13 protein-coding genes are annotated in these 13207 nt (G+C 38.9%); 12 read left to right on the top strand and 1 reads right to left on the bottom strand.

Annotated elements, in window-relative coordinates; all coding sequences use genetic code 11:
• Window positions 1-255: 255 nt before the first annotated feature.
• Window positions 256-396, top strand: coding sequence for a DUF4116 domain-containing protein (locus TY21_RS11770; RefSeq protein WP_079979866.1), 141 nt, complete (start codon window positions 256-258; stop codon window positions 394-396).
• A gap of 10 nt (window positions 397-406) precedes the next feature.
• Window positions 407-559, top strand: a complete 153-nt coding sequence (locus tag TY21_RS11775) for a DUF4116 domain-containing protein (protein ID WP_079979867.1) — start codon at window positions 407-409, stop codon at window positions 557-559.
• Between the two features lie 229 nt (window positions 560-788).
• Here the strand turns inward: TY21_RS11775 and TY21_RS00830 are convergent, their stop codons facing one another.
• A complete protein-coding gene (locus TY21_RS00830; RefSeq protein ID WP_042239871.1) occupies window positions 789-1211 on the bottom strand; it encodes a thioesterase family protein in 423 nt (140 codons plus the stop codon).
• A gap of 398 nt (window positions 1212-1609) precedes the next feature.
• Between TY21_RS00830 and TY21_RS00835 the strand changes: the two genes are divergently transcribed.
• From TY21_RS00835 to kdpC, 10 genes are all read left to right on the top strand, one after another.
• Complete coding sequence (locus TY21_RS00835; RefSeq protein ID WP_130589449.1) at window positions 1610-2023, top strand: F-box protein; 414 nt, start codon at window positions 1610-1612, stop codon at window positions 2021-2023.
• Window positions 2024-2268: 245 nt separating this feature from the next.
• On the top strand, window positions 2269-2718 hold the full coding sequence (locus TY21_RS00840; RefSeq protein ID WP_130589450.1) for an F-box protein: 450 nt from the start codon (window positions 2269-2271) through the stop codon (window positions 2716-2718).
• A gap of 126 nt (window positions 2719-2844) precedes the next feature.
• Window positions 2845-3249: an F-box protein gene (locus tag TY21_RS00845; protein ID WP_130589451.1), complete on the top strand. Its 405-nt coding sequence runs from the start codon at window positions 2845-2847 to the stop codon at window positions 3247-3249.
• 886 nt (window positions 3250-4135) lie between these two features.
• Entirely contained in the window at window positions 4136-5212 is a 1077-nt protein-coding gene (locus tag TY21_RS00850; RefSeq protein WP_042239774.1) for a thiamine pyrophosphate-dependent dehydrogenase E1 component subunit alpha, read from the top strand.
• Between the two features lie 29 nt (window positions 5213-5241).
• Window positions 5242-6219, top strand: a complete 978-nt coding sequence (locus tag TY21_RS00855) for an alpha-ketoacid dehydrogenase subunit beta (RefSeq protein WP_042239776.1) — start codon at window positions 5242-5244, stop codon at window positions 6217-6219.
• Between the two features lie 12 nt (window positions 6220-6231).
• Entirely contained in the window at window positions 6232-7458 is a 1227-nt protein-coding gene (locus tag TY21_RS00860) for a dihydrolipoamide acetyltransferase family protein (protein WP_042239777.1), read from the top strand.
• Between the two features lie 156 nt (window positions 7459-7614).
• Window positions 7615-7698, top strand: a complete 84-nt coding sequence (locus tag TY21_RS11780) for a potassium-transporting ATPase subunit F (RefSeq protein ID WP_368665340.1) — start codon at window positions 7615-7617, stop codon at window positions 7696-7698.
• Between the two features lie 13 nt (window positions 7699-7711).
• Window positions 7712-9403 (top strand): potassium-transporting ATPase subunit KdpA, encoded by a 1692-nt coding sequence (gene kdpA, locus TY21_RS00870; RefSeq protein ID WP_042239780.1) that lies wholly within the window; start codon window positions 7712-7714, stop codon window positions 9401-9403.
• Between the two features lie 70 nt (window positions 9404-9473).
• Window positions 9474-11570, top strand: a complete 2097-nt coding sequence (kdpB, locus tag TY21_RS00875) for a potassium-transporting ATPase subunit KdpB (protein WP_042239781.1) — start codon at window positions 9474-9476, stop codon at window positions 11568-11570.
• Window positions 11571-11580: 10 nt separating this feature from the next.
• Complete coding sequence (gene kdpC, locus TY21_RS00880; RefSeq protein ID WP_042239783.1) at window positions 11581-12168, top strand: potassium-transporting ATPase subunit KdpC; 588 nt, start codon at window positions 11581-11583, stop codon at window positions 12166-12168.
• Window positions 12169-13207 lie beyond the last annotated feature (1039 nt).

Genomic DNA, 13207 nt, shown 5'->3' on the forward strand with positions numbered 1-13207 from the left:
CCTAGGAAATCTGAGTAGAGGCTTTAAGTAGTCCTTTTAAAAGATTGAAATCCTCTAATTTCGCCTATGTATCTGCTGTTCAATTTTAATCTGCTAAGGATTACCAGCTTTATTCATTGCAAACCACGCCAAAGGAAAGGCTTTTCCTTTATAAGCCATAGCTAAGGTTAAAATATTAATGTTTTCCCCCCTACCTGTCTACCCTACCTGTCTATTGGTTCCCACAATAATCAGCCTTGCTTTCCTTAAAATGGTTTGGCGCTTCGGTATAGCAGCGCAGCACTTCAGAAGAATAGAGAAATCGTTCTTGCGGCTGTCCAGCAAAACGGCTCGGCGCTTTATTATGCTAGCGCAGCACTACAGAATAATAGGGAAATCGTTCTTAGCGCTATTTAAGTAAAACGATTTGGCGCTTCAGTATGCTAGTGAAGAACTGCGGAACCATGAGGAAATTGTTCTTGCGGCCGTCCAGCAAGACAGCCGGGCACTTAGGTATGCTAGCCACAAGCTTCAAAAAGATTTAAAACCTATGGTTAGGCAAGAACAAACAAATTTATAGGAAGACGCTTTTGAGTTATTTATTATGCAGCCCCATACTTTATAAAAGTCCTCTTTTTAACTAGCAAGAAAGCTTTCAGAGGGTTGGATATGTAGACTAGGTTTCTTTAAAGCGTATAAGCTAAAAAATACGCCAAAAAAATTTTCATTTTTGCCTCCTCCAAAATAAGGAGAGGTTGGAAATTAAGGCTATTATTCAGGCGCTCATACAACTTTTTAAAAGAGAAAAGCTAAGTTTTTTGCTGAATAGGCTGATATTTCTTAAATATATTTTTTAGTTCGTCGGGAAGTGTTATTTTTGAGCGGGTCTGAGTATCCAGGCAAACGTGTACAGTTTTGGCTTTACCGATCAGCAGATGGTCTACTTTTCTGAAAATTTTGTAAGCAAAAGAAAAGGAGGTTGTTCCTAAATGAGCAACTTCAACATGCACCTCTAATGCATCTCCTACTTTAACCGGCTTTAGGTAGTCTGCTTCAGCATGTACAACTACGAAGGCGAACGAGGAATGGTGGAAAAGGTGATCCAAAGTAATTCCTTCCTGGTCCATTAGATCTTCTAGCGCGTCATGTACAAAGCGAAATTGCTTAGCGAAATAAAGGATACCTGCCATATCCGTGTCATGCATTCTTACTTTGTTATAACTGATAAACATGTTATGTCCTTAAGGTCTTCTGATAAATTTTTAGATGATTATTCGCTAAGTAGTCATTAAGTCCATTCTTCATAACATCTTGCATAAACTATTGAAAGGCAAAAGGTATAAAATGGTAAGCGGCCAATCGTGCAGGCTAACTAAGCCTTTGATGCTAAGCAACAAATGCAAATCAAAAAGCTTAGCAAATAGAAAAAATAGCTATTTGGGAGTATTTTTGGCGGTGTAGGTGCTCCATAAAATCTCCTCTAAAGCCCTATCTATCCTGCGATCGCTTACCATGTTGGCATGAATAATTATAGTAGATAGGTAATATTGTTGTTTGCTAAATTTTTTTAAATTAAAAAGACAATTTGTTTTGGGAATTTTTTAACTCTATTAATCAAGGATTCATTATAATGGGATGCTTTTTTTTTAACTTTAATCCTTTTAATTGTATAGATCTGCACCCTTGGCGTCTTATTACTGAGGCCCCTCCCTCAATAAAAACGATACCAGAAGAATTGATTGTGCATATTTTTTCTTTTCTCTCCCCCCAAGAGCTTGTGAATGCTCAGCAGGTATGTAAACACTGGAAAAGAATAGGAGATGAAGAGACATTGTGGAAAAGACATCATCAACAGCATTTCAAAGACGAACCTTTACATATTAGCTTTTGTCCAAAAAAAGCTCGAACTTTTAGGAATAGTTATCTTTTTTATAGCCTGTACGAATCAATAAGACGGGAAGTTAAGCTAGAGGATGCCGCTTTGCGCGCCCATCCCGATTATAAGGGAAGAGATTTTTCCGAGATGCTGGTATTGATGAATTAAAGTCAAAGCTTTGATCATCAAAAGAGCTTAAGGTTGTGAGGGGAGACGGGCAAAGAGAATAATGCTGATAAGATAATCTATATAAATATCAAGAAGATCAAGTTTCATTTTTTTCTCCTCTTTTCAAAGAAAAAAATATATTCTTAGAATAATTTATTCAGCTCATCTGTGCGTAAGGTGAGTAACTTAAAAAGACAATTTGCGTTGAGAATGTTTTTAACTCTATTAATTAAGGAGTCATTATAATGGGATGCTTTTTTTTTAACTTTAATCCTTTTAATTGTATAGATCTGCACCCTTGGCGTCTTATTACTGAGGCCCCTCCCTCAATAAAAACGATACCAGAAGAATTGATTGTGCATATTTTTTCTTTTCTCTCCCCCCAAGAGCTTGTGGATGCTCAGCAAGTATGTAAACGCTGGAAAAGAATAGGAGATGAAGAGACATTGTGGAAAAGACATCATCACCAGCATTTCAAAGACAAACCCTTATATATTAGCTTGTTTCTAAGAAAAGCTCGAACTTTTAGGAATAGTTATCTTTTTTATAGCCGCTGGGAATTAATAGACCGGAAAGCTAAGCTAGAGGCTGCCGCTTTGCGTGACTCTCCCGCATATAATCCAATTTTTTCCGAGAGGCTGTTATGGATGAATCAAAGTCAAAGCTTTAATCATCAAAAGAGCTTAAGGTTGTGAAGGGAGGCGGGCAAAAAGAAGAATAGAGAAAATTAGGTAATATTGTTGTTTGCTAAATTTTTTTTAATTTAAAAAAACAATTTGTTTTGGGAATTTTTTAACTCTATTAATCAAGGAGTCATTATAATGGGATGCTTTTTTTTTAACTTTAATCCTTTTAATTGTATAGATCTGCACCCTTGGCGTCTTATTACTGAGGCCCCTCCCTCAATAAAAACGATACCAGAAGAATTGATTGTGCATATTTTTTCTTTTCTCTCCCCCCAAGAGCTTGTGAATGCTCAGCAGGTATGTAAACACTGGAAAAGAATAGGAGATGAAGAGACATTGTGGAAAACACATCATCAACAGCATTTCAAAGACGAACCCTTACATATTAGCTTTTGTCCAAAAAAAGCTCGAACTTTTAGGAATAGTTATCTTTTTTATAGCCGCTGGGAATTAATAGACCGGAAAGCTAAGCTAGTGGTTGCCTCTTGGCATGCCTCTCCCGAATATAATCCATTTCTTTACCGATTTAGCGAGAATTAACCTTATTGATCAGTAGCAGGCAATTGGGCGATAAATAAGCATTTAATAGGTGGGGAAGCTGGTGAACGCATATACTCTTGAAGGCTTTTGCTATCTTTAACTCTTTACCCTTGCTTGGTTATAAAGTGTTTTTAGTTGCCTAGGCAGTTTGGCTATCGACTATGGCTGTACTTAAAGCTTAGTAGAGGGGATTACTTTGAAAAAAAGCTAATTTGTCCGGATTAATGCTTTCATTGTCGTCTTAAAACCGAAGGATAGGCTAATTTCCAAGGTGGAAGATCCTGAGGAGGGTCGGTTGGCTGGCAACTTACCCTTAAAACTTAAAAGATGATATTCAACCCTTTTTCCTCTAGAGCACCTAGGGAATTAACCAGCTTTTTTTTGCATACCGTTGATTCTAAGCCCCTGTCGCCTTATTACTACTACGTTAAATTTAAGAGGAATCAAAAAATAGCGTTTTAGATGAGTCGTGAATAGCTTGGCAAAAAGGGTAAATGGTAATCCCGACTTTGAAGTTATTTTCTAAGTAATTAATTATTAAAGGATTACATTCAAAAATTCAGACACAACATAGGGGGCTGACACGTAGTAGTATTATTTAGGTTTTTAGGAGAAGCTTTTTCTGCGAAAGGAGGCTTAAGGTTAAATGATTATATTTTAACCGATTTTAATCGCCTAAAAAAACTCTCTTACTCTTTAAACTTCTCCTCATCCATTTCCCTCTTAACGCGAACAGTAATTGGCCAAAATCAATAGAAAGAATAAAATAAGCAGCTTCATAAATTTTTTTATGTTAAAATGTACGACTGAGTTTGCTAGCCATTTAAAATTGTGGAGAATTTAGCTCGCCTTAATACGATCAAGCTTGATGGGAGAATAAATAAAAATGGCCATTCCAACGCGTACCTATTTAAATGCCCAAGGTGAACTTTCTCCGGATTGTAAGGTAAATATTGCGGACGAGGTTTTAGTTAAAGCTTATCAAACAATGGTTTTAACACGCCGCTTAGATGAAAGAATGATAACCCTTCAACGGCAAGGAATGATTTCCTTTGCTTTAAGCTCTTTGGGGGAGGAAGCCTGCTCTGTTGCAAGTGCTGCTGCTCTTTCATTTGAAGATTGGCTTTATCCTCAATATAGGGAAAGTGGTATTATCCTTTGGCGCGGATTCACTCCCCAGCAATATATTCACCATATGTTTTGTAATAAAGAAGATCTTATTTTGGGAAGGCAAATGCCCAATCATTTTGGATCTCGTGCTTTAAATGTTGTACAAGTATCTTCCCCTATTGGTACGCAAATTCCTCATGCTGCTGGCTGTGCTTATGCCATGAAAATTCAAAAAGAAAATACAGTGGCTGTAGCTTATTTTGGTGAAGGAGCCACTTCCGAAGGGGACTTTCATGTAGGCTTGAATTTTGCGGCGGTAAGAAAAGCTCCTGCGATTTTCTTTTGTCGAAATAATGGATATGCCATTTCTACGCCAGCCTCATGCCAGTTTACTAGCGATGGAGTGGCACCCCAAGTGATAGGAAGAAATGTAACGACTTATCGCGTCGATGGTAACGATTTTTTTGCTATTTATGAAGCGGTGTCCCAAGCTAGACAGGCATGCATAGAAGGTCAAGGCCCCGTTTTCATTGAAGCCATGACCTATCGCTTAGGAGCTCATTCTACTTCGGATGATCCTTCGGTTTATCGTCAAGAGAAAGAAGTTTTAGAAAAGCAACTAGCTTGTCCTATCACTCGCTTAAAGAATTTTTTGGAAAAGAAAGGTTTATGGGATGCGCAACAAGAAAAAAGTTACTTAGACTCTATTAATAAAGAAATTACAGAAGCCATCCAGGTGGCCAAAGAGACCGGTAGGCCTGCTTTACATTCTCTTATAGAAGATGTATATTTTGAAGTGCCAGCTAGCCTTGCAGCTCAGTACGAAGACATCCAATCTCTTTATCATGAATAAACCACCCCATATTTGTTTAGTAGGTTAACATGGCAATCATGAATATTATCCAATCTTTAAATCACACTCTTCATCAAGAGTTTGCACGTGACTCACGTTTGCTAACTTTTGGCGAGGATGTAGGTGCCTTCGGAGGGGTCTTTCGCGTAACCACAGGCTTGCAAGAAAAATTTGGAGAAGAGCGTTGCTTTGATACTCCTTTGGCAGAGGCTGGCATCATAGGTTTTGGCATAGGCATTGCACAAAAAGGCCTTAAGCCTATCTGCGAAATTCAATTTGCCGATTATATCTATCCAGCTTTTGACCAGATTGTCAACGAGATGGCTAAGATGCGCTATCGCACGGGTAACCAGTACAGCAGCGCAATGGTTATACGCACTCCTTATGGAGGAGGGATTCATGGAGGACATTACCACTCTCAATCGCCAGAGGCTTTCTTCCTCCATATTCCTGGCCTGGTGGTAGCAGTAGTTTCTTCTCCTTATGATGCTAAAGGATTGCTTGCTTCTGCTATTCGCTCCAATGATCCTGTCCTTTTATTAGAACCCAAAAGGATTTACCGCTCTTTAAAGCAAGAAGTACCCGAAGAAGAATATTTAATTCCTTTTGGCCAAGCCCATGTGGAACGTACAGGTAGGGACATAACCTTGATTGGCTGGGGAGCACAGCATCATCAAAATAAGCAGGCGGCAGAGGAGCTGGCCCAGCAAGAAAACATTGAGGTAGAAGTTATAAACCTACGTACTTTAAATCCTTTAGATATTCACACCTTGGTAGCATCAGTCAATAAGACAGGTCGCTGCGTTGTTTGTCATGAAGCGCCTTTAACTCAAGGTTTTGGTGCCGAGCTCTCGGCGTTGATTCATGAGCGTTGCTTACTAAAACTTCAAGCACCTGTTAAACGTTGCTGCGGCTTAGATACGCCTTTTCCTCATACTTTAGAGAAAGAATATCTGCCTGATACTCCTCGCGTTAAAAAGGCAATTTTAGAAACCCTTGATTACTAAACGGAAGACTCCATGGCTAAAATTCATACCGTAACCTTGCCTGATATTGGGGAAGGGGTTATCGAAGGAGAAGTGGTTGAATGGCTTAAAGATATCCAGGATACCGTCCTGCAAGATGAAGCTGTCGTAATTGTAATGACTGATAAAGCTACTGTAGAACTTCCTTCCCCTTATCCTGGAAAAGTCGTCAAACATTACTATAAGCCTGGAGAGATATCGATTAAAGGAAAACCTCTTTACGATATAGAATTACTTGAAGGGCATACAGCAGTGCCCCCGCCTCAGTCTAGGCTTAAAGAAAATTCTCTCCCTAAGCCTTGTCCTTTGTCCCCACTTGCTCCTAGCCATACCGCTGCCTCTGCTCTTGCACCTGAATCGTCAGATGTTTTAGCTCTGCCTTCTACAAGGAAATTAGCTCAAGAAATGGGAATTGATATCTCTCAGATTCAGGGAACGGGCAAAGCAGGCCGCGTAAGACCAGAAGATTTACGTCAATATGTTCGACCCTCGCTCAAGGAAAATTTAGATACCAATGTTCTTCGTCTTGAAGGAGATAAAGAGCTTCCTATCATAGGTATTAAAAATTTAATGTACCAGAAAATGGTAGAATCTAAACGTAAAATTCCTCATTTTTCTTATTTTGAAAAAGCTGAGGCGACAAGGCTTGTGCGTTTACGCCAAAAATTTAAAGAAGAGGGGGCTAAGAAGAATATTCAAGTCACTTATATGCCTTTTCTGCTTAAAGCTTTAAGTTTAACTTTAAATAAATTTCCTCAGTTTAATAGTTCGGTGGATCAACATAAGCTGATCATTCATCAGCATCATCATATAGGCATTGCCATGGCATCGCCCTTGGGATTAATTGTACCGGTACTTAAAAATGTTCAAGCTCTTTCTTTAATCGATTTGATTTATGCTTATGAAGAACTTAAAAACAAAGCTAATACCAATAAGCTTCAGCCGAGTGAGATGAAAGAAGGGACTATTACTATCAGTAACTTTGGAGTCTTAGGGGATGGGGGGCTATGGGCAACGCCTATCATCAATTATCCTGAAGTAGCTATCTTAGCCGTTAATCGTATTCAAAAACAGCCATGGGCTTGTAATGATCAAGTAGTGCTCAGGGATGTTCTCAATTTATCATGGAGCTTTGACCATAGGATCATAGATGGCGATCAAGCGGCAGCCTTTTCTCATTATTATGCTCATCTTATCAAAAATCCAGCTCCTTTATTGTAAAAATAGCTATCCTAAATTTAACAAAAAATTAAGAATGGCTTTTTTTCTGGATCACTTTTCTATTGCTATTTTGCTTATTTTATTTGTAAAATTTTTTTGAGATAGCTAATGTACAATTTATAGGATAGCTTTTAATTGTGCAGGATGAGTATGCCGATGGATTTTATTTTAGCGGGAGCCTTAACATTTGCCGTTTTAGCTTATTTGATATATACCCTACTTCACCCTGAAAAATTCTAAGAGAAGAGTACTTATGTCCTATGCCGATTGGGCTACACTCCTTTTCTTTCCTGCTCTTCTCATGGTGTTAACACCTGTTCTAGGTAGATATATGGCTAAAATATTTACCGGTCAAAAAACTGCCGTGCATTTTCTCTTAGGAGGCTTAGAGCATTTATCTTATCGCGTCAGTAGCGTAGATGCAAAAAAAGAGATGAGCTGGCTTGAATATGCGACAGCTCTTTTTATTTTTAATATCATAAGCTTTTTAGGCCTTTTTTTTCTGCAGCTTTTACAGCACCTCCTTCCTCTTAATCCTCAGCATTTTCCATCAGTTCCATGGCCATTAGCCTTTAATACTGCGATAAGCTTTATTACTAATACTAATTGGCAAGCCTATGCAGGCGAAACCACGATGAGCTATCTGACGCAAATGCTTGGGCTGGCCGTGCACAATTTTTTGAGCGCAGCCACTGGATTGGCTACCTTATTAGCTTTAATTCGGGGCCTTGTGAGCAAAAATACTAAACACATAGGCAATTTTTGGAGCGATCTTATCCGTTCTATCGTTTATATACTGTTACCTCTTTCTATACTACTAGCCTTATTATTGGTTAGCGAAGGGGTCGTTCAAACCTTTTCTCCTTATAGTGAAGTGACTACTTTGGAAAATTCTCAGCAAATCATTCCTCTAGGGCCAGTAGCCTCACAGGTAGCTATCAAACAGCTGGGAACAAATGGTGGAGGCTTTTTTAATGCTAATAGTGCACATCCTTTTGAAAATCCTTCCCCTGTTACCAATCTTTTTGAAATGCTTGCTATTTTGCTAATACCAACAGCTTCCGTATATGCCTATGGAATCTTAATCGATTCTAAAAAGCATGCATGGAATCTTTTCGCTGTTATGATAGCTCTTTGGGTGGTCGGCTTAAGTATTTCCTTCTATGCGGAAAAACTCATGGATCTTGCTATGGATGCCTCTCCTTTCCTCGAAGGAAAAGAGACCCGGCTAGGAACTAACCTTAGTCTTGTATGGGCTATGTCAACCTCAGCTACGTCAAATGGCTCAGTTAATGCTATGCTTTCTAGTCTATCCCCTCTAAGCGGAGGAATGGCTATGCTTAACATGATGCTAGGAGAGATAGTTTTTGGAGGGATAGGGGTAGGGCTATGCTCGATGATCATGTTTGCCATCCTTACAGTTTTTCTTGCAGGTCTTATGGTAGGAAGGACGCCAGTGTACTTAGGTAAAAAAATTGAGAGAAAAGAAATGCAATGGCTAATGCTAGCTATTTTAATGCCTAGCTTTCTCATCCTCATAGGGAGTGGACTTTCTTGCATACTGCCAGAAGCCCTTGCTAGCTTAGGAAGCCAGGGTCCTCATGGTTTATCAGAAATTTTATATGCTTTTTCATCGGCTGCAGGTAATAATGGTAGTGCGTTTGCTGGAATAAATGCTAATACACTTTATTACAATCTCTTCCTGGGAATAGTCATGTTAATAAGTAGGAGTTCAATAATTTTGTCTAGCCTTGCTATAGCGGGTTTACTTGCCTCTAAAAGGGCTTCTCCTCTTTCTTCAGGGGACTTTTCCATTAGCTCTCCTTTGTTCGCTTTTTTACTTTTATGCGTGATCCTTATCGTAGGAGCTTTAACATTTTTTCCTGCATGGTCGTTAGGTCCCTTAGCGGAGCATCTTTTAATGCTTAAAGGACAGACATTTTAAATTCAGAAAAATTGATAGATGAAAATAATGTCCAATAAGGGATCAAAACTTTAGGGATAAAGGAGATCGAATGCAGTCCAACCAAAAGAGCTTGTTAACTTTGAAAATTGCTGCAGAGGCTCTTAAAGAAGCAATCCGGATGCTGGCTCCCCAGGATCAATTTAAAAATCCTGTCATGTTTGTGACTTATCTTGGAGCCCTGGCTACCACAAGTTATGTCATCCAGGAGATTTTTTATCAGCAGTTAGCGTGGATTAATTTGCAAATTGCCGTTTGGTTATGGTTTACCATCCTTTTTGCTAATTTTGCTCAATCTATTGCCGAAAGTAGAGGAAAAGCACAAGCGGCAAGTTTAAGAAAAACAAAAGTTCAAGCTAATGCTCGTCAGGAGATCAATGGAATAGAGATAAAAATTCCTGCAGACCAGTTAAAAAAAGGGGATGTAATAATTTGCGAAGCAGGGGATATTATTCCTACCGACGGGGATGTCGTGGAAGGGGCTGCTACAATTGATGAATCAGCTATAACAGGTGAATCGGCACCTGTCATTAGAGAAAGTGGAGGAGATAGAAGCGCTGTAACGGCAGGAACTAGGGTGCTGAGCGATCGCCTGCGTATTCAAGTGACTGCAGAGCCCGGAAATAATTTTTTAGACCGCATGATACGCTTAATTGAAGGCGCCAAACGGCAGAAGACACCTAATGAAATTGCCTTGCATATCGTGCTTTCGGCTTTAAGCATTATTTTTCTTATCACCATCGCTTCTTTGAAAGCTTTTGGAGAATATAGTGCCCATGCTTCTAAGCAAGATATTTCCCAACTCCTAACCTTTCCTATTTTAGTGGCTCTGCTAATTTGCTTAATCCCTACGACCATTAGCGCATTGCTAAGTGCGGTAGGAATTGCAGGGATGGATCGTTTATTTAGGCGCAACGTGATAGCTTTAAGCGGCCGCTCGGTGGAAGCCGCAGGAGATATAGATTTGTTGATACTCGATAAAACAGGCACGATTACTATCGGCAATAGAATGGCTACAGCTTTTTTACCTGCTGTAGGCATGGATGAAAAAGCTTTTGCAGAAATTGCTCAGTTAGCTTCTCTATCTGATGAGACTCCAGAAGGCCGTTCTATTGTAGTTCTTGCTAAAAAATTATTTGGCTTAAGGGCTGAATCTTTGGATACAAGAAACTCTATCGTTGTTCCTTTCTCGGCCACTACACGCATGAGCGGTATCGATTTCGTAGACGGTTTAGGAAAGGTTATACGGCGCATACGCAAAGGCTCTACAGAAGCCATTAAAAAGCATCTAACAAGTTTAGGAGGACATTATCTTGATCAGCTAGATGCTGCTATACAAGCTATAGCAAGTAAAGGAGGAACACCTTTATTGGTCAGCGATGAGGATAAAATTGTAGGGATCATTCACCTTAAAGATATCATTAAAGGAGGCATCCAAGAAAGATTTGCGCAGATGCGGCGCATGGGTATTCGTACCGTAATGGTTACTGGTGACAATCAATTGACCGCTGCAGCTATTGCAGCAGAAGCTGGAGTAGATGAATTTATTGCTGAGGCTACACCCGAAATAAAACTAGAAAAAATTAAAAGCGAGCAAGAAAATGGAAGGCTAGTGGCTATGACAGGCGATGGCACCAATGATGCACCTGCTTTAGCTCAGGCGGATGTAGGTGTAGCAATGAATACAGGTACACAGGCATCTAGAGAAGCTGGCAATATGGTAGATTTAGATAGCAATCCTACCAAGTTAATAGACATTGTAGAAATTGGCAAGCAGATGTTGATGACAAGGGGTGCTTTAACAACTTTTAGTATAGCGAATGATGTGGCTAAATATTTTGCCATCATTCCAGCGATCTTTGGAGCACTGTATATAGGAGATGAAGGAGGCTCTGGTCCTCTGTCTGTACTTAATATTATGGGCTTAAATTCACCACAGAGTGCTGTTTTAAGTGCTATTATCTTTAATGCCTTAATCATTGTGGCTTTAATACCTCTAGCTTTAAGAGGGATCCAATATAATGCTCAGTCGGCACAGGCTTTGTTAAGAAATAATCTCCTCATCTATGGATTGGGAGGTCTTGTGGCTCCTTTTGTAGGAATAAAACTTATCGATATTTTAATCACCTTTTTTGGCTTTGTAGAGTAAGAGAGTTTATATGTTAAGAATTTGGACTAGCTTCAAGATGTTTCTGTGGTTAACAGCTTTAACAGGGATTATCTACCCTCTCTTCATTACTCTTATAGCGTATTTAACTATCAAAAATAAAGCGGAAGGGGATTTTATTTCTTTTAATGGAAAGTGGATAGGGGCTGCCCTGATCGGGCAAAACTTTGAAAGCAATCGCTATTTTTGGGGACGTCCATCGATAAATAATTATAATCCTTTAGCATCAGGGGGAAGTAATTTAGGCCCTACCAGCGAGGCTTTAAAAAAGGTTATTGAAAAACGCAAAGTAAAGATAAAAACAACCTACGAGGAGAAAAGTGATCGCTTAATTCCTAGTGAGTTACTTTTTGCTTCTGCCAGCGGATTAGATCCACATATTTCTCCGCAAACCGCCTACTTCCAGGTAGAACGGGTAATCAAAGCAAGAGGTTGGAATGAAAATAATAAAGAGGCTATTTTTCGACTCATCGAAGCATCCATAGAATTGCCGCGCTGGGGCTTCCTAGGCACATCTTATATTAACGTGCTAAAACTTAATTTAGCTTTAGATGCATGGGATAAAGCTCAAAAGGAATGACAAATTTTATAGAGGGAAAAAGCACAATAAGCTTTTTAATTTTTTTAGCTTCTTTTTTTAACTCCTCTTTATTTTATGGATAGACCTAGATTTCTCTAAATTTATAAAAAGATTATTTCTTGATAAGCATTTTTAAATTATCAAAATCATGTAAGCGTTCACGGGGTATGCCCAGCTTTAGACACGATTCTGCGGGCATCTGCAATGTCAAAAATGCTCGCAAATAGCTGTTTTTTCCTATTTACTGCCTTTTTTGATTTATAGTAAGTCCCTAGCATCAATAGCTTAAGTAGATATGACCCCCATGATCCCTTACAAAATCATTTAAAATTTAAGCTGTTTAGCTTAAGAACGTAATGAGGATAAACTAACTTTATCCTAAAAAGTTAAATAATCGAGAATGGCAGGTGTGTGCACCTATTGTAGGTAAGAAAAAGGCAGGTAAGCTATCCGAGCACTCTAGGTAGCAGCTGCTAATGCTATCTTTTACATTTTAAAGAGAGAATATCAAGAAGCCTATCTTCTTCGTGATCCCCTTTTTTTGGGGGGAAATGGATGGATTCATTAATTTAAAGTAAAATAAAGTAATTTATTCGAACAAATTAATACTTATTTATGCCGATCGATGCGCCGAAGCTGGGTTAAGCTAGCATAATTTAAGCTCAAATATAGCCGATAGCCAAAGTATCAAAATAGCTAGAGAAAAAAGGCTTTGCAGGTATGACTTTAGGCAAGAAAGTTAAAAGTAGGAAAAGGCATGAATGGATGAACTAGGAGGGATTGTTAATAGCAATGTTGATAAGCAGAGAGTAGTTTGCAGCGAAAAGGATAGGCTAAGAGTCCTGTTTTATTTCTTTCCTGCAAAAGCTTAAAGGGGTAAGGAATAGTTGCACATGCAGACTATAGCCAAGAAAAGATGAAAATGTAAGCAGCTTTATATGAGGGTATGGATCTATCAAATTAAAGGTTAGACGTTTTTTGAGCTGCTCTTTATGTAATCATATGCTTAATAAAAAGCTTGCTTTTAAGGAGAAAGCCA

Source organism: Neochlamydia sp. S13 (genome assembly GCF_000648235.2).
In the GTDB taxonomy this organism is placed as follows: Bacteria; Chlamydiota; Chlamydiia; order Chlamydiales; family Parachlamydiaceae; genus Neochlamydia.